This is a genomic window from Bradyrhizobium sp. SZCCHNRI3052, assembly GCF_032484895.1.
Lineage (GTDB): Bacteria > Pseudomonadota > Alphaproteobacteria > Rhizobiales > Xanthobacteraceae > Bradyrhizobium.
The window spans coordinates 157,085-179,769 of the sequence record NZ_JAUETW010000007.1; the positions used below are offsets into that span (position 1 = coordinate 157,085).

At 65.3% G+C, this 22,685-nt stretch carries 23 protein-coding genes; 15 read left to right on the forward strand and 8 right to left on the reverse strand.

The window, feature by feature from the left end; translation table 11 throughout:
* Nucleotides 1-6: 6 nt before the first annotated feature.
* From QW887_RS20240 to QW887_RS20250, 3 genes are all read right to left on the reverse strand, one after another.
* Entirely contained in the window at nt 7-1,218 is a 1,212-nt protein-coding gene (locus QW887_RS20240) for an ABC transporter substrate-binding protein (protein WP_316187302.1), read from the reverse strand.
* Between the two features lie 255 nt (nt 1,219-1,473).
* On the reverse strand, nt 1,474-1,929 hold the full coding sequence (locus QW887_RS34940) for a hypothetical protein (RefSeq protein WP_410051258.1): 456 nt from the start codon (nt 1,927-1,929) through the stop codon (nt 1,474-1,476).
* Between the two features lie 612 nt (nt 1,930-2,541).
* Nucleotides 2,542-3,372, reverse strand: coding sequence for an alpha/beta hydrolase (locus QW887_RS20250; RefSeq protein ID WP_316194877.1), 831 nt, complete (start codon nt 3,370-3,372; stop codon nt 2,542-2,544).
* Nucleotides 3,373-3,765: 393 nt separating this feature from the next.
* Here QW887_RS20250 and parC point away from each other — a divergent pair, with 393 nt between their 5' ends.
* From parC to QW887_RS20275, 5 genes are all read left to right on the forward strand, one after another.
* A complete protein-coding gene (gene parC, locus QW887_RS20255) occupies nt 3,766-6,018 on the forward strand; it encodes a DNA topoisomerase IV subunit A (protein WP_315711422.1) in 2,253 nt (750 codons plus the stop codon).
* Nucleotides 6,019-6,279: 261 nt separating this feature from the next.
* Entirely contained in the window at nt 6,280-7,245 is a 966-nt protein-coding gene (locus QW887_RS20260; RefSeq protein ID WP_316194878.1) for a cation diffusion facilitator family transporter, read from the forward strand.
* A 205-nt stretch (nt 7,246-7,450) separates the two neighbouring features.
* The gene (gene arsC / locus QW887_RS20265; RefSeq protein WP_315711425.1) at nt 7,451-7,855 is read left to right on the forward strand and encodes an arsenate reductase (glutaredoxin); all 405 of its coding nucleotides are present in this window, start codon (nt 7,451-7,453) and stop codon (nt 7,853-7,855) included.
* A gap of 37 nt (nt 7,856-7,892) precedes the next feature.
* Complete coding sequence (locus QW887_RS20270) at nt 7,893-9,167, forward strand: adenylate/guanylate cyclase domain-containing protein (protein WP_316191345.1); 1,275 nt, start codon at nt 7,893-7,895, stop codon at nt 9,165-9,167.
* Nucleotides 9,168-9,230: 63 nt separating this feature from the next.
* Nucleotides 9,231-9,665, forward strand: a complete 435-nt coding sequence (locus tag QW887_RS20275) for a universal stress protein (protein WP_316194879.1) — start codon at nt 9,231-9,233, stop codon at nt 9,663-9,665.
* Here the strand turns inward: QW887_RS20275 and QW887_RS20280 are convergent.
* Entirely contained in the window at nt 9,662-10,888 is a 1,227-nt protein-coding gene (locus tag QW887_RS20280; RefSeq protein ID WP_316194880.1) for an MFS transporter, read from the reverse strand. The two genes, QW887_RS20275 and QW887_RS20280, sit on opposite strands and share 4 nt — an antisense overlap.
* 102 nt (nt 10,889-10,990) lie before the next feature.
* Nucleotides 10,991-11,782, reverse strand: a complete 792-nt coding sequence (locus QW887_RS20285) for a class I SAM-dependent methyltransferase (RefSeq protein ID WP_316194881.1) — start codon at nt 11,780-11,782, stop codon at nt 10,991-10,993.
* 202 nt (nt 11,783-11,984) lie between these two features.
* On the opposite strand from QW887_RS20285, the gene QW887_RS20290 reads away from it, so the two are divergent.
* Nucleotides 11,985-13,364 carry an Nramp family divalent metal transporter gene (locus QW887_RS20290; RefSeq protein WP_315711430.1) on the forward strand — a complete coding sequence of 460 codons (1,380 nt, stop codon included), beginning with the start codon at nt 11,985-11,987 and terminating at the stop codon, nt 13,362-13,364.
* A 71-nt stretch (nt 13,365-13,435) separates the two neighbouring features.
* On the opposite strand, the gene QW887_RS20295 is transcribed toward QW887_RS20290, so the two are convergent.
* The 3 genes from QW887_RS20295 to hemB all read right to left on the reverse strand — a co-directional run bounded on the left by QW887_RS20295 (nt 13,436) and on the right by hemB (nt 16,093).
* Nucleotides 13,436-14,212, reverse strand: coding sequence for an arginyltransferase (locus QW887_RS20295; RefSeq protein ID WP_315711431.1), 777 nt, complete (start codon nt 14,210-14,212; stop codon nt 13,436-13,438).
* A 91-nt stretch (nt 14,213-14,303) separates the two neighbouring features.
* Entirely contained in the window at nt 14,304-14,837 is a 534-nt protein-coding gene (locus tag QW887_RS20300; RefSeq protein ID WP_315711433.1) for an RDD family protein, read from the reverse strand.
* Nucleotides 14,838-15,031: 194 nt separating this feature from the next.
* Entirely contained in the window at nt 15,032-16,093 is a 1,062-nt protein-coding gene (gene hemB, locus QW887_RS20305) for a porphobilinogen synthase (protein WP_315752921.1), read from the reverse strand.
* A gap of 218 nt (nt 16,094-16,311) precedes the next feature.
* Between hemB and QW887_RS20310 the strand changes: the two genes are divergently transcribed.
* The 9 genes from QW887_RS20310 (at nt 16,312) to QW887_RS20350 (ending at nt 22,629) form a co-directional block, all read left to right on the forward strand.
* Nucleotides 16,312-16,779, forward strand: coding sequence for a DUF6163 family protein (locus QW887_RS20310; RefSeq protein ID WP_315711435.1), 468 nt, complete (start codon nt 16,312-16,314; stop codon nt 16,777-16,779).
* 360 nt (nt 16,780-17,139) lie between these two features.
* Nucleotides 17,140-17,652 carry a transcriptional regulator LdtR gene (gene ldtR / locus QW887_RS20315; RefSeq protein ID WP_008962376.1) on the forward strand — a complete coding sequence of 171 codons (513 nt, stop codon included), beginning with the start codon at nt 17,140-17,142 and terminating at the stop codon, nt 17,650-17,652.
* Between the two features lie 194 nt (nt 17,653-17,846).
* Nucleotides 17,847-18,062: a hypothetical protein gene (locus tag QW887_RS20320; RefSeq protein ID WP_315711436.1), complete on the forward strand. Its 216-nt coding sequence runs from the start codon at nt 17,847-17,849 to the stop codon at nt 18,060-18,062.
* A gap of 26 nt (nt 18,063-18,088) precedes the next feature.
* Nucleotides 18,089-18,310, forward strand: coding sequence for a hypothetical protein (locus QW887_RS20325; protein ID WP_315711437.1), 222 nt, complete (start codon nt 18,089-18,091; stop codon nt 18,308-18,310).
* A 110-nt stretch (nt 18,311-18,420) separates the two neighbouring features.
* Complete coding sequence (locus QW887_RS20330; protein ID WP_316165169.1) at nt 18,421-18,876, forward strand: hypothetical protein; 456 nt, start codon at nt 18,421-18,423, stop codon at nt 18,874-18,876.
* A 192-nt stretch (nt 18,877-19,068) separates the two neighbouring features.
* Nucleotides 19,069-20,373, forward strand: coding sequence for a serine hydroxymethyltransferase (glyA, locus tag QW887_RS20335; RefSeq protein WP_315827206.1), 1,305 nt, complete (start codon nt 19,069-19,071; stop codon nt 20,371-20,373).
* A 14-nt stretch (nt 20,374-20,387) separates the two neighbouring features.
* Complete coding sequence (gene nrdR / locus QW887_RS20340; RefSeq protein WP_006612773.1) at nt 20,388-20,873, forward strand: transcriptional regulator NrdR; 486 nt, start codon at nt 20,388-20,390, stop codon at nt 20,871-20,873.
* On the forward strand, nt 20,870-22,021 hold the full coding sequence (gene ribD / locus QW887_RS20345) for a bifunctional diaminohydroxyphosphoribosylaminopyrimidine deaminase/5-amino-6-(5-phosphoribosylamino)uracil reductase RibD (RefSeq protein WP_316165171.1): 1,152 nt from the start codon (nt 20,870-20,872) through the stop codon (nt 22,019-22,021). The genes nrdR and ribD overlap by 4 nt, the downstream gene beginning before the upstream one ends.
* A complete protein-coding gene (locus QW887_RS20350) occupies nt 22,021-22,629 on the forward strand; it encodes a riboflavin synthase (RefSeq protein ID WP_315752918.1) in 609 nt (202 codons plus the stop codon). The genes ribD and QW887_RS20350 overlap by 1 nt, the downstream gene beginning before the upstream one ends.
* Nucleotides 22,630-22,685: the final 56 nt, after the last annotated feature.

Sequence of the window (22,685 nt, forward strand, 5' to 3'; positions counted from 1 at the left end):
GCGCTCCTACTTCTTCAGCAGCGGGCACTTGGATTCGGAGACCGGCCGGAACGCATCCTCGCCCTTCACGGTCTTGACGATCTCCAGATAGTCCCACGGCTCCTTCGATTCCGACGGCTTCTTGACGCGGGCCAGATACATGTCGCGGATGACGCGGCCGTCCTCGCGCAGCTTGCCGCCGTGAACGAACGTATCCTCGATCGGCAGCTCGCGCATCTTCGCCATCACCGCCTTCGGATCGTCGGTACCGGCCGCCTTGATGGCCTTGAGATAGTGCAGCACGGAGCCATAGACGCCGGTCTGGATCATCGTCGGCATCACCTTGGCGCGGGCGAAGAACTTCTTCGACCAGGCGCGGGTGTTGTCGTCCATGTTCCAGTACGACGCCGTGGTCATGTAGGTGCCTTGCGCGGCCTCGAGCCCGATCGCATGCACGTCGGTGTCGAACATCAGCAGGCCGACCAGCTTCTGGCCGCCCTTGACCAGGCCGAACTCGCCGGACTGCTTGATGGCGTTGTCGGTGTCCTGCCCGGCATTGGCGAAGGCGACAACGTCGGCCTTCGAGCTCTGCGCCTGCAAGGCGAAGGAGGAGAAGTCGGCAGTGTTGGTCGGATGCTTGACGCCGCCGAGGATGGTGCCGCCGAGCTCCTTGATGAAGCGCGTGGCGTCCTTCTCCAATTGCTGGCCGAAGGCATAGTCCGCGGTGATGAAGTACCAGGATTTGCCGCCCTGGCCGATCACGGCCGAGGTCGTCACCTTGGACAGCGCATAGGTATCGTAGGTGAAGTGCACGGTGTTCGGGCTGCACAGCTCGTCGGTCAGCGAGCTCGCGCCGGGCCCTGACAGCAGCGCGATCTTGTTGCGCTCGCGCACCATGTTGTGCACGGCGATCGCGATACCGGAGTTGGGGATGTCGACGACCGCGTCGACCTTGCCGTTGTCGAACCAGTCGCGTACGACCGTCGTTCCGACGTCGGTCTTCATCTGGTGATCGGCGCTGATGATCTCGATCGGCTTGCCGAGCACGGTGGGGCCGAACTCTTCGACCGCCATTTTCGCCGCCTCGACTGAGCCCGGGCCGCTGTTGTCGCGGCCCCAGCTCGAGAGATCGGTGAGCACGCCGATCCGCACCACGTCGTCAGAAACCTGGGCTGAAGCGCCTGTCGCGATGAATGATGTCGTTGCCAGGAACGCGCAGGCGAGCAGCTGCCGTCGCATGAAGATCCTCCCCGTTTTGCTCCGCTCTGTCGGCGGCGACGGGAGTTAGACATCGACGAATAGATTTGTCAATTGCGAACGGGTGGGACGTGGCGCAGGGGCTGGGGGGATGGACGCGGGAGGCCGGCGGCGCGTCAGGCGCGATCCGACATCCTCATGGTGAGGAGCGCCGCGTGCGGCGCATCTCGAACCAGGAGGTCCGGAAGTGAGCGCGTTGGGAATGCTCTACGACTGTAGGAAAGCCTGTGATCCGCTCTACATGCGCGGCATGATCTGCAGTTCGAGCAGCGCGAGCCGCTGCATCGCGGTGACGTCGCGCTCGCCGGCCTTGGCGGCGCGCAGCACGGCTTCCGCAAGCAGGTTCACGTTCGTCGAACTCACCGGCTCAGGCAGCGCGGCGACCGACGCGTTGAGGGCTTCGGTCATCAGCGCGATGACATCAGGCGAAAAGGATGCATCGGAAAAATTCTTCATGCAAAGATGCCCGCCAGCAGGTCGTGCTTCGGTTGATATCGCATACGCATTACGTTGATGCGGAGAGAACGCGCCTCGGGCGCCATCGGTTCCCGCGGTCGCGCCGAGCCTCAGCCGGTCCGGTTTCTGATATGCAGAATGGCGCGATCTCCCATGCGCCAATTGCCCGTCGAGCCAATCTGCCGCAGGGGGCTCGCCTTGTGTCGTCGGGCAAATCAGGACGATGTTTCCCGGCATCCCGCCTCCACAGGAGGGGCGCATCGCGATCGTCACGAGACGTAGGAAGCGGGGAGCGGTGGCCTGCCGGATCGCAGCGCGCATGTGCGCGCGGACGAACGAGTCCAGCAGGACGACGAAATCGCAGCGTCCTGGCGCCCCGATGCTGGCGCCAAGTCCGTGGGTGATGATCCCAGGGGCGACGGTGGCTCACAAGCCGGACACCGGGGAGACTGCGTATAACTCGTAAGCCCATCGCACAGGGAGGGCCGGGTCGTCCGGCTGAACCTGTGGTACCTGCCGCCTGCATTTTTTGAGCAGGCGGGCCACGGGCCTCAGTCGAGGTCCGGCCTTCCCTGTGCCCTCTGTCCGAAGAGGGTAATCGATCTTGATAGCTCGGGCGCGGAGCGCGTCGCGAGAAGGCAGGACGACGTCTCCAACGCGGAAATTGAGATAGTGGATCAATGGTAGCCCCGAACTCGTCGTGCCCGGGCTTGTCCCGGGCATCCACGTCGTTCGGCGTGTGCAGTGCTGCGTGGATGGCCGGGACAAGCCCGGCCATGACGAGCAAGATTTGAGATCTATCGCTTCATCGGCATCGGAATGCGCATTCGGCGAAGTGCAATGATCGAGCTACCCCCTGACGAACGCGAGCAGGTCCGCATTGATCACGTCGGCATGCGTCGTCGCCATGCCGTGCGGGAAGCCCGGATAGGTCTTCAACGTCCCATGCTTCAGCAGCTTGATGCCGAGGCGCGCGGAGTCGTCGATGGGCACGATCTGGTCGTCCTCGCCATGCATCAGCAGCACCGGCACGTCGATCGCCTTGAGGTCCTCGGTGAAGTCGGTTTCGGAGAACGCCTTGATGCAATCGTAATGCGCCTTGGCGCCGCCCATCATGCCCTGGCGCCACCAGTTGCGGATCACGCCTTCGGAAACCTTGGCGCCATTGCGATTGAAGCCGTAGAACGGGCCGGTCGGAATATCGAGGAAGAATTGCGCGCGGTTGGCGGCGAGCGCCGCGCGGAAGCCGTCGAACACCTCGATCGGCAGCCCGCCGGGATTGCTCTCCGTCTTCAGCATGATCGGCGGCACCGCGCCGAGCAGGGCAGCCTTGGCGACGCGGCCCTTGCCGTGCTTCGCCACGTAGCGCGCGACCTCGCCGCCACCGGTCGAGTGGCCCACATGGATCGCGTCTCGCAGGTCGAGCTTGGCGGCGAGCGCGGCGACATCGGCCGCATAGGTGTCCATCTCATTGCCGGTCTCCGTCTGGCTGGAGCGACCGTGACCGCGCCGGTCATGCGCGATGACGCGAAAGCCCTTGTCGAGGAAGAACAGCATCTGCGCGTCCCAGTCGTCGGACGACAGCGGCCAGCCGTGGTGGAAGACGATCGGCTGGCCCGAGCCCCAATCCTTGTAGAAGATCTGCGTGCCGTCCGATGTCGTCACGAATCCTGAGCTCATGGAGTGTCTGCCTTTCTCACTGGATGGAATCTGCCGCGTTCAAGGCGCGGCGTGATGGCGCGCCTCGTCGCGTCGGCCCGCAACCAAGGATGCCCGCTGCCACCTTAGCGACGGTGACGATCTCAGCAACACAGACTCGTGTGCGACAGCGTTGCACCTCAACGGGACGCGCGTTGGCTGCTCAATCCGTGAGCGGAGCCGCATGCACCGGCGGCGCGTGATCTGCATGATTTGCGGGCTACTTTGCGGTTCCGCGGCCGGACACCCGGCTTTTTCCTCCTGGAACCGGGCAGGGCCGTCATTGCGCCCCGGCGCGTCATCGCATAAAGCCTGTTCCCAAATCGTTCACGCCAGCTCAAGCTCCTGGGCTAACCCACTGAAAGCTAAACGCTAATGGGAAAATCACTGATTCCGCCGGAACCGGCGGAGATTCACGAGGTCGCGCTGCGCGAGGCGCTGGAGGAGCGCTATCTCGCCTACGCGCTCTCGACCATCATGCACCGCGCGCTGCCCGACGCGCGCGATGGCCTCAAGCCGGTGCATCGGCGCATCCTCTACGGCATGCGGCTGCTGCGGCTCGATCCCGGCACCGCGTTCAAGAAGTCCGCCAAGATCGTCGGCGACGTGATGGGCTCGTTCCATCCGCATGGCGACCAGGCGATCTACGACGCGATGGTCCGCCTCGCGCAGGACTTTTCCTCGCGCTATCCGCTAGTCGACGGCCAGGGCAATTTCGGCAACATCGACGGCGATAATCCGGCGGCCTATCGCTACACCGAAGCGCGCATGACCGACGTCGCGCGTCTGCTGCTGGACGGCATCGACGAGGACGGCGTCGAGTTCCGGCCGAACTATGACGGCCAGTCGAAGGAGCCGGTGGTGCTGCCCGGCGGCTTCCCGAACCTGCTTGCCAACGGCGCGCAGGGCATCGCCGTGGGCATGGCCACCTCGATCCCGCCGCACAACGCCGCCGAGCTGTGCGACGCCGCGTTGCATCTGATCGAGAAGCCCGACGCCAAGTCGCGCGCGCTGTTGCGCTGGGTGAAGGGCCCGGACTTCCCGACCGGCGGCACCGTGATCGACTCCAAGGAATCGATCATCGAGGCCTACACCACCGGCCGCGGCTCGTTCCGTGTCCGCGCCAAGTGGAAGCAGGAGGAGGGCAACCGCGGCACCTGGATCGTCGTCATTACCGAGATTCCCTATCTCGTGCAGAAGTCGCGCCTGGTCGAGAAGATCGCAGAGCTGCTCAACGAGAAGAAGCTGCCGCTGGTCGGCGACGTCCGCGACGAATCCGCAGAGGACGTGCGGCTCGTGATCGAGCCGAAGTCGAAGAACGTCGATCCGGCGCTGATGATGGAATCGCTGTTCCGGCTCACCGATCTCGAGAGCAAGATTCCGCTGAACCTCAACGTGCTGATCAAGGGCAAGATCCCGAAGGTGGTGGGTCTCGCCGAGTGCCTGCGCGAATGGCTCGACCATCTGCGCGACGTGCTGCTGCGACGCTCGAACTACCGCAAGAATCAGATCGAGAACCGGCTGGAGATTCTCGGCGGCTATTTGATCGCCTACCTCAACATCGACGAGGTGATCCGGATCATCCGCACCGAGGACGAGCCCAAGCCGGTCCTGATGAAGACGTTCAAGCTCACCGAGGTCCAGGCCGAGGCCATCCTCAACATGCGCCTGCGCTCTCTGCGCAAGCTCGAGGAAATGGAGATCCGCACCGAGGACAAGAACCTGCGCGGCGAGCTGAAGGGCATCAATGCGCTGCTGGGATCCGAGCAGCTGCAATGGGCCAAGGTCGGCGAGCAGGTCAAGACGGTCCGCGACATGTTCGGGCCGAAGACGCCGCTCGGCAAGCGCCGCACCAATTTCGCCGACGCGCCCGAGCACGATCTCGCCGCCATCGAGGAGGCCTTCATCGAGCGCGAGCCGGTTACGGTCGTCGTCTCCGACAAGGGCTGGGTGCGCACCTTGAAGGGCCACGTCGCCGACCTGTCGAACCTGCAGTTCAAGACCGACGACCAACTCGGCCAGGCGTTCTTCGCCGAGAACACCTCGAAGGTGCTGCTGTTCGCCAGCAATGGCAAGTTCTACTCGCTCGACGTCGGCAAGCTGCCCGGTGGCCGCGGCCATGGCGAGCCGATCCGCATGTTCATCGACCTCGACCAGGACGCCTCGATCGTGTCGATGTTCGTCGCCAAGGGCGAGCGCAAGTTCCTCGTGGCGGCCTCCGACGGCCAGGGCTTCGTGGTCAAGGAAGAGGACTGCGTCAGCAACACCCGCAAGGGCAAGCAGGTGCTCAACGTGACCGCGCCAGCGGAAGCGCGCGCGATCACCACCGTCGCGGGCGATCAGGTCGCGGTCATCGGCACCAACCACAAGATGGTGGTGTTCGGGCTCGACCAGGTGCCGGAGATGGCGCGTGGCCGCGGCGTCCGGCTGCAGAAATACACCAGCGCGCAGCTGTCCGACGTCACCACCTTCGAGCAGAAGCAGGGGCTGGCCTGGAAGGATTCCGCCGGCCGCGATCAGGGCCTGAGCTGGAAGGAATTGGCCGACTACCGGGGCAACCGCGCCGACGCCGGCCGCATCGCGCAGGGGCTGCCGAAGTCGAACAAGTTCAACCGGCCGATCGAGTGAGGCGCGGGAGAGTGAAGATCGAGCGCCCCTTCGGTCTGCCACTCATCGGGACGACACCAAGACTGTCGTCCCGGGCAAGCCATCGGCAACGCGTAGCGTTGTCCGATGGCGCCGACCCGGGACCCATAACCACAGGACGTGGGAATGGGCAGGCTGGAACGACGCGCGTGCCAACCGATTGCCGCCGGTGGCTATGGGTCCCGGCTTTCGCCGGGACGACATCGAGAGCGCTCATCAGCAGCGAGTAGTAGGTCAGATCGCATGGCGCACTCACACCAGCATCACGACGACCACCGCGACCATGATCATTCGCACGGCCACTCACATGCCCACGGCCACGCCGGCCACAGCCATGCGCCGGCGAGCTTCGGCGCGGCCTTCGCGATCGGCGTGTCGCTCAACACCGGCTTCGTCATCGCCGAGCTCGTTTTCGGCTACGCCGCGCATTCGCTGGCCCTGATCTCGGACGCGGTCCACAATCTGTCCGACGTGATGTCGCTGCTCCTGGCCTGGGGCGCCCTGTGGCTGTCGGGCCGGCGGCCGACCGACCGCCATACCTACGGCTATCGCCGCGCCTCGATCCTGGCGGCGCTGATCAATGCGGGGCTGCTGCTGCTGGTGGTCGGCGGCATCGCCGTCGAGGCGTTCGATCGCCTGCGCAATCCGGGCGAAGTGGCCGGCATCACCGTGCTGTGGGTCGCCGCGCTCGGCATTGCCATCAACGGCGCCACCGCGCTGCTGTTCATGCGCGGCCGCGACACCGACCTCAACATCCGTGGCGCCTACCTGCACATGGCCGCCGATGCCGCCGTGTCGTTCGGCGTGGTCGTGGCGGCACTGGTCACGATCTGGACCGGCTGGCTGTGGGTCGACCCGGTGGTCAGCCTTGTCATCGCGCTCGTCGTGCTGCTGAGCGGCTGGGATCTCGCCCGCGACAGCGTCAATCTGGCGCTCGACGCCGTGCCGCGCGACATCGCGCTGCCGGAGGTGCGCGACTATCTCGCCTCGCTCGACGGCGTCAGCGAGGTGCACGACCTCCACATCTGGGCGATGAGCACCAACGAGACCGCGCTGACGGCGCATCTGGTCCGGGCAGGCGGAACGGATGATGCGTTCCTGCATCGCGTCTGCGCCGAGCTGTCACATCGCTTCAACATCCAGCATCCGACCCTGCAGATCGAGGCCGATGGCTGCGCCTGCAAGCTCGCTCCTGCCGACGTGGTGTGAGCCGCGATGGGCAGCTCCTTCCTGCCAGTCTGCACATCGCGCCGGCGATTTCCCTCGACCGGCGGAGTTCCTATTCCGGCCGGCGGCGGCGCCGTGATAACAGTGACCATTTCCCGCATCGCGGCCGCGCCATCAGGCACACGATGTCTGGGGTGAGACGCACGGCACGGGAATGTGCCTTCGGAACGCAACGACTGGACAGCCCATGCCCGTGACGATCTTTCACAATCCGGCCTGCGGCACGTCGCGCAACACGCTCGCGATGATCCGCGCCTCGGGTGAGGAGCCTGAGGTGATCGAATATCTGAAGACGCCGCCGAGCCGCGAGCAGCTGATTGCGCTGATCAACGCGATGGGCGTCAGGGTGCGCGACGTGCTGCGTGAGAAGGGCACGCCCTATGCCGAGCTTGGGCTGGGCGATCCCAAATGGACCGACGACCAGCTGATCGAGGCGATGCTCGCGCATCCCATCCTGATCAACCGGCCGATCGTGGTGACCAGCAGGGGTGCGCGGCTCTGCCGCCCGTCCGAACTCGTGCTCGACCTGCTCGATCATCCCGTCTCCTCCTTCACCAAGGAGGACGGCGAGGTGGTGAGCCGGCCTGCCTGAAGCCTTCCGGATCGTGACGCGTTGGTGAGTTGAAACGATGGATACGGCGACCCGTCTCGAAGTGGCGAACTGGCTCGTAGGTCAGAGCCTGACCGGCGCGCCGGAAAACGAGATCCTGCGCGGCTTCTGCGAGCGCTGTCGCGCGGCCGGGCTTGAACTGTCGCGCAGCCTTGCGATCATCGATACGCTGCATCCGATTTTCGAGGGGCGTGGCTTCCGCTGGAACGATTTCGACACGAACGAAGCCGACAGCTTTGAATATGGCTCCAGCAATGAGGGAGAGGCGGCCCAGAATTGGCGGCGCTCGGTCTTCCACCACATGCTGGAGAACGGCCATGACGAGTTCAGCATTGACTTCATGAATTGTGCGCATCTCGATTTTCCGATCATCGAGGAGCTTTCCGCACAGGGACATCGGCACTATCTCGCCTTCGTGCACCGGTTCGGGGAAGCCGGCACGCTCGGCCAGATGGACTGCTTCTATTCGAACTGGCTGACGCGGCGTGACGGCGGCTTCACCGACACGCAGGTCGGCGCATTGCGCGACCTGGTCCCGCTGCTCGCGCTGACGATCAAATCCGCGCAGCAGGTCGACATCGTGCGAACCCTTGGCCGCGTCTATCTCGGCCGCGATGCGTCGGAGCAGGTGCTGCGCGGCCGGATTTCCCGCGGTGTCACCGAGCGCATCAATGCGGTGCTGTGGTTCTCCGACCTGCGCAGTTCGACCGCAATCAGTGAGAGCATATCGCCGGACGAGATCATCCCGCTGCTCAACGACTATGCGGAAGCCTCGATCGACGCGATCTACGAGTCCGGCGGCGACGTGCTGAAGCTGATCGGCGACGGCGTGCTGGCGATCTTCACCGGGGGCGACATGGCCTCGGCCCGCCGGGCTGCGCTGCGTGCCGAGCATCGCTTTCGGCTGAACATCCTGAAGCTGAACGCACGGCGCGCCGGCGAGGGACGGCCCGTCACCTCGGCCTATGTCGGCCTGCATGTCGGCGAGGTGTTCTACGGCAATATCGGCAGCGAGGACCGGCTCGACTTCACCGTCGTGGGACCGGCCGTCAACGAGGTCAGCCGCATCGCCTCGATGTGCCGCTCGGTCGATCGCGAACTGTTGGCGTCCGCCGAATTCTGCGAGGGGCTCGACGACGAAGGTCGCCGCTACCTGGTGTCGACCGGCCGCTACGCGCTGCGCGGCATCGGCCGCGCGCAGGATCTCTTCACGCTCGATCCGGAAATTGCCGGCAGCGCCTTGGCCACGCGGGCCTACGAGAACTACCTGGCGGACGAGATGTCGCACCCTTGACCCACGTCAATGCCCAGCCGAAGCGAGTCTGCCCAGCATCCCTCTGCCGGGAGATGAAAGCTCATGTACAAACATATTCTGCTGCCGACCGATGGCTCCGATCTGTCCAAGGCCGCGATCAAGCACGGCATTGCGCTCGCCAAGGCGACCGGCGCAGAGGTCACGGCGCTGGTGGTGTCGACGCCGCTGCATTCGCTGGTCGTCGATCCTCACGCTGCGACCAAGGCGCTCGCGCAATACAAATCGCTGGTGGCCGATCAGACCGCGAAATATCTCGATCATGTGAAGGACGATGCCGAGCAGGCCGGCGTCGCCTGCGCCACGCTCTGCGTCGAGCACGACAAGCCCTATGAGGCGATCGTCGAGACCGCCCGCAAGCAGCATTGCGATCTGGTGCTGATGGCCTCGCATGGGCTGCGCGGCGTCTCCGCGATCCTGGGCAGCGAGACCTTGAAGGTGCTGACGCATTCGACCGTGCCGATCCTGGTCTATCGCTAGGCGGGCTGCGGCTCCGGCTGCCGCGCGATCGCCACGACCGGCGAGGCGAGGATGACGAGCGCCTGCAGGCCGAAGATGGCGGCGACGAGGTAGAGACACGTGTCGGCGCCGTAGCGGCCGCCGACGACCGCGCCGAGCAGGGAGCCCAGCGGACGGGCGCCGTAGCTCAGGATGTTGATGGCCGACACCCGCCCGAGCAGGCCGGCCGGCGTCACCGACTGCCGCAGCGTCGTGGTCGAGATCACCCAGAGGATCGGCCCGGCGCCGAGCAGGAAGAAGCTGAGCCCGGCAAGGACAGGCGAGGGAACGAACGTGGTCAGTGCCATCACGAGCGCTGCGGCGAAGCCGGTGACGGGGCCGAGCCCGATGACGGTGCCGAACGGCAGAAGCCGCATGATGCGCGTCGCCAGCAGCGCGCCGCACACCATGCCGACGCCGAACATCGACAGCACCGTGCCGACGCCTCCTGCCGATAGGCCGAGCCGGTGGACTGCATAGGGCACGAACACCGCGAGCAGCAGGAAATGGGCCGTGTTGAAGATGAACTGGGTGGCGAACACCGGCCGCAGCAGCGGATGATGCAGCACGAAGGCGGCGCCTTCCCTGATGTCGGCCAGCGGATGGCGGCGCGGCACGGGCGCGCGGGCGGGCTCGGCGATGCCGGCCAGGCAGACGGCTGCGACCAGCGAGAGCGCCGCGGCGCAGCCGAAGGCGGGCGCGCCGCCGATCCAGCCGACCAGCACGCCGCCGAGCGCGGGCCCCGCGGCGAAGGCGATGGTACGGGCAAGCTCAATGCGCGCATTCGCAGGCGCCAACTGGGTGGGGGCGACCAGGCTCGGCACCAGGGCCGGCGCGGCGACGCTGAACACCACCGTGCCGCACACCGCTGCGAATCCAAGCGCCGCCAGCAACGGCAGCGTGAGCGCGCCGGCCGCGAAGGCGATGAGGATCGCGAGCAGCGCCAGCGCGCGAAACATCTCTGCCAGGGCCATCAGCAGCCGTCGCGACATCCGGTCGGCGAGCAGCCCCGCAGGGATCGCGAACAGCACGAAGGGCGCGGTCAGTGCCGTCTGCAAGAGTCCAGTCTCGCCCTCGCCGACACCGAGCGCGAGCACCGCGACGATCGGCGCTGCGGCGAGCGCGATCTGCTCGGCCGATTGCGCGGTGAGGTTCGACCAGGCAAGGCGGTGGAAGGCGGCGGGCAGGGCGGGCGAGGGAGTCATGAAGAGGAACCTGATGTGATGATGTGGCCATCATCGCCGCTCAGCCTCCCTGCGCCCACCCGCTTCCTGATCTCCGGCATCGGCCGTCGTGCTGCGGACGGCCTATGCCGTGGTCGGTGCCTCGGCCAATCCCCATTCCGGCGGCAGCGTGCGGAACGCCAGATGCGTGCCGGCATTCAGCGGCGCCGTCTTGAAGCCGAACCGGTGCCAGGCCAGCGCCAGCGCATGCTGGGTGTAGATCGAGATGTGGCCGTTGCGCGGCGCGATGTACCACCAGGACATGCCCTGGCTGTCGAAGTCGTCCGGCTGGGTCAACGTCGAGTAGAACACCGCGCCCGGTTCGGCCACGCAGGCCGCCATGGCTCCGATCGTCTCCAGCGGATCTGGCACGTGCTCCAGCGTCTCGAAGCAGGTGACGAGATCGAACTTGCGATCGGGTCGGGTTGCGTGCTCGGCCACCATCGGATCATAGGTGACCGCTTCCGCGAAGCCTTGAGCGCGCAGGCCGGTGCAGAACAAGTCGTTGCCGCCGCCGAAGTCGAGCACCCGCATTCCGGCCTTGTGTGGCGCCCAGAAGCGGGCCACGGCCGCCGCATTGTCGGTTGGCCGCTTGACCCGATAGTCCGGATCCACGGCTTCGTAGCCGTCGTTGTAAATGTGGGTCTTGAACTGCTCGATGCTCCAGTGGTCGAAGGCGTCCGTGAACAGGAAGCCGCAATCCGCGCAGCGCCGGTAGTAGATGGGCACGCCGGCCAGCGGCGGGCGACGGGCATGGGCCGTCTGGCAGGGGCGGTTCATGTCGACCACGCCGTAGAGATTGGCAGGACCGTCACAGATCTTGCAAGGCACGGGCGCGTTCGTGACCGGTCGGAGCCCGAGTTGGGTAGAGAGCATGGTGGATCCCGTCAGTGGGGTAGTGGGACCCGTCGCCGATGGGCCGCCTCGAGGAGGCGGGCCGCGAATCGGCAGGGACGAGCTTTCGCAATGATGAAGCGGTATCGGAGGATTTCCAGCATCTCTATGTGGCACCGCCACATGGGCAAGTCGCACTTGCAAGTAAGTTGCATTAAACGTCAGTTTCGTCCAGGATAGCGCCATGGACGCAAAATCGTCAGACCTTTCGCAACTGCACGCCATGGTTCCGCCGAGCGACCGCCTGAACGGAGGCTGGCGCGGTGAGCGCGGCGATCCGTCTCTCGGCGACATGTTCGCGACGGTACGAACCGCGACAAAAGGGTCGCTCTGGCGCAAGCTGCTGGCCTTTCTCGGACCCGGTTACCTCGTCGCCGTCGGCTATATGGACCCCGGCAATTGGGCAACGTCGCTGGCCGGCGGTGCCAAGTTCGGCTACGTCCTGCTCTCGGTCGCGCTGCTGTCCAACCTGATGGCGATCGTGCTGCAGTCGCTGTGCACGCGGCTCGGCGTCGCCACCGGCCGCGACCTCGCCCAGGCCTGTCGCGACTCTACCCCGCGCTGGGTCTCGGTGCCGCTTTGGCTGTCGGCGGAGATCGCGATCACGGCCACCGACCTCGCGGAAGTGATCGGTACTGCGATCGGTCTCAGCCTGCTGTTCGGGCTGCCGCTGTCGATCGGCGTCTGCGTCACCGCACTCGATGTCTTCCTGATCCTGGCGCTGCAGGCGTTCGGCTTCCGCTGGATCGAGGCGTTCGTGGTCGCGCTGCTCGGCATCATCGCGCTGTGCTTCGCGATCCAGATCGCGATGGCGCAGCCGGACTGGGCCGAGGTGGTGAAGGGCTTCGTTCCCAGCGGACAGCTGATCGCCAATCCGGAGATGCTCTATCTGGCGCTCGGCATTCTCGGCGCCACCGTGATGCCGCACAATTTGTATCTCCACTCGGGCCTGGTCCAGACTCGCGGCTACGGCGACAGCCCAGAGGACAAGCGCGAGGCGATCACGCTCTCCACGATCGATTCCACCATCGCGCTGTGCCTGGCGCTGACCATCAACGCCTCGATCCTGATCCTGGCGGCGGCGACGTTCCACCGCACCGGACAACGCGACGTCGCCGAGCTTGACCAGGCGTATTCCTTCCTGGCGCCGCTGCTCGGGTCGACGCTGGCGCCGACGCTGTTTGCGATCGCGCTGTTGTGCTGCGGCCTGAATTCGACGATCACCGCGACACTGTCCGGCCAGATCGTGATGGAGGGCTTTCTTCACTGGCGGGTCGCGCCCTGGCTGCGCCGGCTGATCACCCGCATGATCGCAATCGTGCCGGCCGTGGTGGTGACGATCTGGGCCGGCGAGAAGGCGACCGGGCAGCTCCTGATCCTCAGTCAGGTCGTGCTCAGCCTGCAACTGCCGTTCGCCATCGTGCCGCTGGTGCTGCTCACCGCGAGCCGGGCCAAGATGGGGCAGTTCGTGGCGCCGCGCTGGCTGACGGCGATTGCGACCTTGATCGCGGTGGTGATCATCGCGCTCAATGCCAAGCTGGTGTGGGATCTGGCCACGGGCTAGAGGTGGCGCGCAGGGAGGAGCGAACAGGAGATTTCGAAGGACCTCTACTCCCCACTCGCTACTGCATCCCTCTAGTCCTGCGGCTCGGGTGCGATGTCGCCTTCGGCATCCACGCGCAGCCAGCCGGCAGCCGCGAGCCGTTGTTGCGGCAGATAGCGGCTCTTGTAGTCCATCTTCTTCGAACCCTCGATCCAATAGCCGAGATAGACGTAGGGCAGGCCCTGGCGCCGCGCCCGGGCGATGTGGTCGAGGATCATGAAGGTGCCGAGCGAGCGCGTGGTCTCCGACGGGTCGAAGAACGAGTACACCATCGACAGGCCATCGCTGAGCACGTCGGTCAGGGCGACCGCGACCAACTCGCCGCCCCTGGCGTTCGGACCGTTGCTCAGATTGCGGCGGCGGTACTCGATGATTCTCGTCTCGACATGGCTGTCCTCGACCATCATGGCGTAATCGAGCACCGTCATGTCGGCCATGCCGCCATGGCGATGGCGCTGATCGAGATAGCCGCGGAAGATCGAATATTGCTCGGAGGTCGGCACGGCGCTGCGCTGCTCGCCGACCAGATCGGAGTTGCGCGCGAGCACCTTCCGGAAGTTGCGCGAGGGGCGGAATTCGTTGGCGATCACGCGGACGGACACGCAAGCGCGGCACTGGTCGCAGGCCGGCCGGTAGGCGATCGACTGGCTGCGACGGAAGCCGCCATGGGTGAGAAGGTCGTTGAGATCGGTCGCCTTGTCGCCGACCAGATGCGTGAACACCTTGCGTTCCTGCCGGCCCGGCAGATACGGGCAGGGCGAGGGCGCGGTCAGGTAGAATTGCGGGGTGTCACGCGAATGCTGGGTCAAGGAACGTCGTGAGCCTCCGAGGCGATCATCAACAGAATTGCGCTCCGGAGGCGGCCGGTCAATCGCTTTTGCTGTGCCACCGGACGTCTCATCAGGTACGAGCCGGTTCAGTCAGTTGCGAGCGCACGGACGTGTTGATCACGACGGTGCCGAGCACGAAATCGTGCAGCAGCCGGCGGCGGCTGTTGAACAGTCCGACCAGCAGCACGAGCGGCGACAACACCGAGACCGAGATCCAGAAGCAGACTGCATGCACGGCACCGAGCACAAAGTAGCCCGGCGCGCCGTACCAGGTCCGCACCTCCAGATCCATCACCCGCATGCCGATCGTCGCCGAGCTCGGCCCGCCGATCGTTGCGCCGTAGTAGACGATGGCCCAGATCACGGAAGCCGGCGACACCAGCCAGAACAACGCCCAGCCGAGACCCAGCGTGACCACGCCGAATACGGCAATGAAGATCACCGCCAGGATCACCGGGACCGAGAGCACCAGGAGATCGATCAGGAATGCGATCATCCGCCGCGTCAGCACGCCGCGAAACAATTCCGGCTGCTGATAGGGATCGTAGGCGTGCGGCCGAGCACCGGGACCGTCATTGCTATCGCCTGAGCCCATATACGCCATGAATAAGCCCTCCGGATTGGCACCCAGCACATGGGAACCCGACTTGCGCTTGCAAGGGCCGTTCTTGCAGGAGGCGCGGCAAATTTCCGGCCATTTCGCGACTTCTGAGCCCTTTCCGCGACCCGGCGGTTCGCGCACGCGAAAGGATCGGCGTGCTCAAAGACCGGCGGGTCCCGAAAGATCCCAGCGCCTCCTCAACGCTGCTGCCGCAGCCGTTCGGCGGCTTGCGGGGCGAAATAGGTGAGCACACCGTCGGCGCCGGCGCGCTTGAAGGCCAGCAGGCTCTCCATCATCGCCCGATCGCCGTCGATCCAGCCATTGTTGGCGGCCGCCGCGATCATCGCGTATTCGCCCGACACCTGATAGGCGAAGGTCGGCATGCTGAACGTGTCCTTCACGCGCCTGACGACGTCGAGATAGGGCATGCCCGGCTTGACCATCACCATGTCGGCGCCCTCGGCGATGTCGAGCTCGACCTCGCGCAGGGCCTCGTCGCTATTGGCGCTGTCCATCTGGTAGGTGCGCTTGTCGCCGGTGAGCGTCTTGGCCGAGCCGATCGCGTCGCGGAACGGGCCGTAGAAGGCGGATGCATATTTGGCTGCATAGGCCATGATCTGCACGTCGAGGAAACCGGCTTGATCCAAAGCCTGGCGGATCGCGCCGACCCGGCCGTCCATCATGTCCGACGGCGCAATGATGTCGCAGCCGGCCTCGGCCTGGACCAGGGCCTGGCGCACCAGCACGGCGACGGTCTCGTCGTTGAGGATGCGGCCGTCCCGGATCAGGCCGTCATGACCGTGACTGGTGAAAGGGTCCAGCGCGACGTCGCAGAGCACGCCGATCTCCGGGAACTCCTTCTTGATCGCGCGCACCGCCTGGCAGACCAGGTTGTCCGGGTTGCAGGCCTCGGAGCCGTGCTCGTCGCGCAGTGACGGCTCGGTATAGGGGAACAGTGCGATGCAGGGGATGTCGAGCCTAACCGCGCGTTCGGCATCGCGGACGATCTCGTCGACGCTCAGCCGCTCCACGCCCGGCATCGAGGCGACGGTGCTGCGGGTCCGGTCGCCCTGCACCACGAACAGGGGCCAGATCAGATCGTCGGTAGTGAGCACGTTCTCGCGCACCAGCCGGCGCGCCCATTCGGCCTTGCGGTTGCGGCGGGGGCGGATGGTCAGCTCGAGCGCCGGTGTCGGTGCAGTGGCCGGGTTGCGCGCGGTGTCGCGCAGGTCGATCGGGCGGCCGAATTTGATCGCCATGGGGTGCTGGCTCCTTGAGCTGGCCGGCGAGCCGGATTTGATTTGTTGTAATTCCAACAATCTGTAGCACTTCGGCCGTCGCCCGTCACTTGACCTGACGCAAGCGGCCCGGTTGATTTCCTACCCGGTTGCTTTCACGGTGCCGGCCGGCCAAGAATCGCCATGCTCCTGGTCTTGAGAGGCCCCAATGACGACCATCCTGTTCTGCTCGAGCTGCCATGGCTGAGATTCCCTCGGCGCGAGATCTGGCACGTGACAACGCCGCCATGTCGATTGCCGCCATGTCCTCGGATCGGCGCGAGAGCGACGACAATGTCTGGACGCGGCGGCTCGTGCTGTTTTTGCGGGTCATGGCCATGCTCTCGATCGCCAAGGGCCTGTACCACTGGGCCCAGGTGACCGGCTTCATCGGCGGCGAGGACGACGCGTTCGAAAACCAGGCGATGGCCTGGCAGGCTGCGACGGTCTATTTCGCGGTCATCGAGCTCGTCGCCGCCGTGGGCCTGTGGCTCGCCACGCCGTGGGGCGCAGTGGTGTGGCTCACCACGGTGGTGTCGATGGCGGTGATCGAGCTGATGTTCCCGGGCATCTACGGCGGCAATCTGCTGGTGGTCGCGGGCGAGGCAATCATGCTCGCCGCCTACCTCGTGCTGGCCTGGATGGCGGCCCGGGAGCGGCCACCATAGGTCGTGCGAAAAATTCGTTGCACGCTGTAAATCTTTTCAGCGCCATGCAAGTAATGTTTCGAACACCTTAAGAGCGCCTGCCACAGCTGTTACAGAGACCTTAGCGGCGCTACCCAAGCGTGTTTTGTAATGCGACAGGTGGGTGAAACAGAGCGCGAACATCGCGCCTCGACCGTCAACGGACTATTGCAAAAGCCTCTGTAATTACTGAATTAAAAGAGGATTCACTCTCCGCGATTCATTCTCTCTTTATGCTCTTATTTAAGGCGATCTTCAAAGCACGCCCCTTAAGTTCGTTCTATCAGACGGGACAAAAGTTTCGTCGAATAAGTCGACAAAAACGACGACAGGGGAAGTGTCATGATGAAAGCCGTTGCGACGGCCGTGGAGACTGCTGCGCCGGGCCAGGGCGGCACCGTCCAGTCGCTCTATCTGGAAGCTCTGACGCTGGTGGAGCGGCTGCATCGCCGCCTGCTCGACGTCATCAAGGACGAGTTCGACCGCCGTGGTCGTTCCGACATCAATTCGGTCCAGGCGCTGCTGCTCTATAACATCGGCGACAAGGAGCTGACCGCGGGGGAGCTGCGCACGCGCGGCTACTATCTCGGCTCCAACGTCTCCTACAACCTGAAGAAGCTGGTCGAGCTCGGCTTCCTCGATCACCAGCGCTCGCGCGTCGATCGCCGCTCGGTCCGCATCCGCCTGACCCCGCAGGGCCAGGAGATCCGCCGCATCGTCGACTCGCTGTATCAGAAGCACGTCAAGACCGTGGAGCAGGTCGGCGGCATTTCCAGCGAGGAGTTCTCGACGCTGAACAAGTCGCTGCATCGTCTCGAGCGGTTCTGGACCGATCAGATCCTCTATCGCCTCTGAGCAGGCCTCATCGTCTCGGTTGAGCCGGCTCCGACCTCGAGAGCCAAGACCGGACAGTCGTTGATCGTCTGGAAGTCGTTCTTGCGCCGGCCCCTTCGGCCGGCGCTTTTTCGTGTTCGTTTGGCAAAATCCCCGGTCCGAATTGGAACCAATCAAGGCTCCTGGGCTTATGTCCTTGGACCGGAGGTCGGACCATGCTGCACGATGCCGGAATGCAAGTCATGAACGTGGCGATGGTCGGCGATGCTTATGCCATCGCCTCCAACTATCTGCGTCTCTCTGGCGAGATGCCGGAGGAGTTCACGCCGAACGAAAGACTTGTCGACATCATCGTTCAACTGATTCACCGCGGAGAATTCAACAAGCTCAAGCTCGCCAACAAGGCGATTTCGATGTTCAAGTCTGCCTGACGGCCTGACGTTCAAGAGGGGATGATATGGAAGCCGCCATCGATCGCATCATGCACACCTACGACCTGCTGGCGAACCGCACCGCTGCGGCGAGCGACGAGGCGCGCCGCAAGGTGAGCGCCTACATCCAGACGCTGTTCGAAGCCGGCGAGCGCGACCCGCATCGTCTCACCGTGTGCGGCCTGACCTATCTTCGCCAGCTCGACGGTCGCGTCGATCCGGTGAAGGCGGGCTACACCGGCCTCTGATGTCTTCGGCGCGAGATTGCTCGCGCGACGCTTGCCTCATGATACCGACAACCTGTATGAGACCGTCCGGTTTCATGCAGGTTGTTTGTTTTTGGGGGCACATGTTCGGGATGTCACGCGTCGTTTTCGTACCGCTGTTGATGATCGCGACCTGCTCGCAGAACGAGACTCCGGCGATCGATGCGGCAGCGCCGGTGGCTGCGGCCGCACCGGTGATGGTAGAGAACCCAACCAAGGTCGGCGAATGCGCAGAGCGCACGATCGCCGAAATCGGCGTGTCCTACGCGGACGGTCCCAATGACCGGCTCCCGAGCAAGCGACCCAAGCCCGGCAAGGATCGCGGCAGCTATGTCCGGTACACCAACAAGGATACCCAGGTCTCTCGAGAGTGGAACGCGGCGCTGGCGCATTCCAAGGTCGGCGATCGCGTCCGGATGTGCCTGGTCTCGTTTCCCAAGGATTGTCCGCCCGGCGACAATCGCGGCCGCGTCCATGAGACCACCAATCTGAGAACGAACGAGTCCTGGACCATGCAGGATGATCCCCATATGTGCGGCGGGGCCTAGCGTCCAGCGCAGGTCTTTTGTCTGCCGCTCGTCCACCATATCTGGCATAAACGCCCGAGGGCGACCCCAACGGCTGGTCTGTCCCTTGGCCTGCCGCCGCCCGTATGGTAAGGGCAGGGGTCTTTTCCGACCGCCTTCACTGAACCGACCGCCGGCCGCCTAAGGCCTTGCGGACGTGGAGATATTCCGCCGATGACCGCTTCCAGCGCCAAGCCCGCCTCGTCAGTCGATTCCTTCTTTTCCGCCACCCTGGCCGAGGCCGATCCCGAGATCGCCGCCGCCATCAAGGGTGAGCTCGGTCGGCAACGGCACGAAATCGAGCTGATCGCCTCGGAGAACATTGTCAGCCGCGCGGTCCTGGAGGCCCAGGGCTCGGTGATGACCAACAAGTACGCGGAAGGGTATCCGGGAGCGCGCTATTACGGCGGCTGCGAATGGGTCGACGTCGCCGAGAACCTCGCGATCGACCGCGCCAAGAAGCTGTTCGGCGCCAATTTCGCCAACGTCCAGCCGAACTCGGGCAGCCAGATGAACCAGGCCGTGTTCCTGGCGCTGCTGCAGCCCGGCGACACCTTCATGGGCCTCGACCTCGCCGCCGGCGGCCATCTGACCCACGGCTCGCCGGTCAACATGTCCGGCAAGTGGTTCAAGGCCGCGCATTACACCGTTCGCCGCGACGACCAGCTGATCGACATGGATGCGGTGGCGAAGCAGGCTGAGGAAGTGAAGCCGAAGCTGATCATCGCCGGTGGCAGCGCCTATTCGCGCCCGTGGGACTTCAAGCGCTTCCGCGAGATCGCCGATAGCGTCGGTGCGTACCTGCTGGTCGACATGGCTCACTTCGCCGGCCTCGTCGCCGGCGGCGTCCATGCCTCGCCGGTGCCGTATGCCCACGTCACGACGACGACGACCCACAAGTCGCTGCGCGGCCCGCGCGGCGGCCTGATCCTGTGGAACGACGAGCAGTTCACCAAGAAGTTCAACTCGGCGATCTTCCCGGGCCTGCAGGGCGGCCCGCTGATGCACGTGATCGCCGCCAAGGCGGTGGCGTTCGCCGAGGCGCTGCGGCCGGAGTTCAAGACTTACGCGAAGAACATCGTCGAGAACGCGAAGGCCCTGGCGGAATCGCTGCGCGCCCACGGCTTCGACATCGTCTCCGGCGGCACCGACAACCATTTGATGCTGGTCGACCTCCGGCCCAAGGGGCTGAAGGGCAACATCTCGGAGAAGGCCCTGGTCCGCGCCGGCATCACCTGCAACAAGAACGGCATCCCGTTCGATCCCGAGAAGCCGTTCGTCACGTCCGGCCTGCGCCTCGGCACGCCGGCGGCGACCACCCGCGGCTTCGGCGTCGCCGAATTCCAGCAGGTCGGCAGCCTGATCGCCGAGGTGTTGAACGCGATCGCGCAGGCGCCGGACGGCAGCGCGCCGCTGGTCGAAGCCGCGGTCAAGCAGAAGGTGAAGGCGCTGACCGACCGGTTTCCGATCTACCAGTAAGGCTTGAAGCCACAATGCGCTGCCCGAGCTGCAACAGCCTCGATACGCAGGTGAAGGACTCCCGCCCCACCGAGGATTCCTCGGTGATCCGGCGGCGGCGGGTCTGCGTCACCTGCAATTTCCGCTTCACGACCTTCGAGCGGGTGCAGCTGCGCGAACTGACCGTCATCAAGCGCAACGGCCGTCGCGTGCCGTTCGACCGCGACAAGCTGATGCGCTCGGTGCAGATCTCGCTGCGCAAGCGCTCGGTCGATCCGGAGCGGGTCGAGAAGATGGTGTCGGCGATCGTGCGCGAGCTCGAGAGCGGCGGCGAGTCGGAGGTGTCCTCGGAGGCGATCGGCGAGATCGTGATGGAGCATCTGCGCGATCTCGACGACGTCGCCTATGTCCGCTTCGCCTCGGTCTACCGCAATTTCCGCGAGGCCAAGGATTTCGAGGCCGTGCTCGGCGAGCTCTCGGCCGAGGACGAAGCACCGCGCCTCGCGCCGGTCCGCAAATGATCTTCCGGGTTCTGGTCGATCAGGTCGGCGAGAAGCTGAAGGCGCAGAAGGACGCCGACCGCCGCTTCATGCAGCTCGCGCTGTCGCTCGGCCGTCGTGGGTTGGGGCGGACTTGGCCCAATCCCGCCGTCGGCGCCGTCGTGGTCAAGGACGGCGTGATCGTCGGCCGCGGCTGGACCCAGCCCGGTGGACGCCCTCATGGCGAGCCCGAGGCCTTGAAGCGCGCCGGCGAGGCCGCCAAGGGCGCCACCCTCTACGTGACGCTCGAGCCGTGCTCGCATTTCGGCAAGTCGCCGCCTTGCGTGGACGCGGTCATCGCAGCCGGAATCAACCGCGTCGTCTCGGCGATCGAGGACCCCAATCCCGAGGTCGCAGGGCAGGGGCATGCTAAGCTGCGCGCCGCGGGCATTCAGGTCGAGGTCGGCCTCTGCTCGGCGGACGCCAAGCGTGATCATGCCGGCCATTTCCGCCGCATCAGCGACGGACGGCCGCACGTGATCCTGAAGCTCGCGGTCTCCGCCGATGACAAGATCGCAGCCGCCGGCAACAAGCCGGTGGCCATTACCGGCGAGGCAGCACGGACGCGCGTGCATGTGCTGCGGGCCCAGAGCGACGCCCTCCTGGTCGGGGTGCGCACCGCGATCGCCGACGATCCGCTGCTGACCTGCCGGCTGCCGGGCATGGAATCCCGCTCGCCGGTCCGGATCGTGCTCGATCCGATGCTCCGGCTTCCGGCCGCGAGCCGATTGATGCAGTCCGCGCGCACGACGCCGCTCTGGCTCGTCGCGTCCGAGGTGGCCGAGCCGGCTACCGCGACCCGGCTGGGCGCCGCCGGTGCGCAGGTGATCCGTGTCCCGCCGCAGGCCGACCCGTCGGCGCTGGAGCCGCCGGCCGTGCTCAAGGCGCTGGCGGAACGCGGCGTCACGCGTCTGATGATCGAAGGCGGCAGCCGCGTCGCATCATCTTTCATGGCAAGCGGCCTGGTCGATGAGATCTGGCTCCTGCGCGGCCCCGGCGAGATCGGAGCTGACGGGATCGCTGCGCTGGACGCATTGCCGCTGACCGCAATCACGCAGTCGCCGGCCTATCGCGTTCGTGCTAGCGAGACGCTCGATCCCGATACCCTTACGATTTACGAGCGCGCCTAATGTTCACAGGCATCGTCACCGACATCGGCGAGATCGTCAGCCTGACGCCGCGGACCGAAGGAAAGCTGCATCGGCTGCGCATTGCCTGCCACTATGATCAGGCCGGCATCGCCGATGGCGCGTCGATCGCCAATAACGGCGTCTGCCTCACGGTCGTGCAGTCCGGCGTCACCGATGGAAAGACCTGGTTCGAGGTCGATGCCGCCGCGGAGACGCTGGCGCTGACCACCGCCAAGCACTGGCGCGTCGGCACGAAGCTGAACCTCGAGCGGGCGCTGAAGATCGGCGACGAGCTCGGCGGCCACATCGTCTCCGGCCATGTCGATGGCATTGCGACCATCGTCAGCCGAGAGAACCTGCCGGACATGGCGCGGTTCGTTTTCAGGACGACGCGGGATCTGGCGCGCTTCATCGCCACCAAGGGCTCAGTAACCCTCGACGGCGTCTCGCTCACGGTCAACACCGTCGACGAACTGGTCTTCTCGGTGCTGATCATTCCGCATACGCTGTCGGTCACCACGCTGTCGTCCTGGCAGGCCGGCAGCGAGGTCAATCTCGAGGTCGACCTGATGGCGCGCTATGCCGCGCGCCTCACGGAAATGAAGTAGCCTCGAAGGGGGCTTTCCGTCTTGGCTTTGCGGGCGCTCGCGCCTACAAGGCCAGC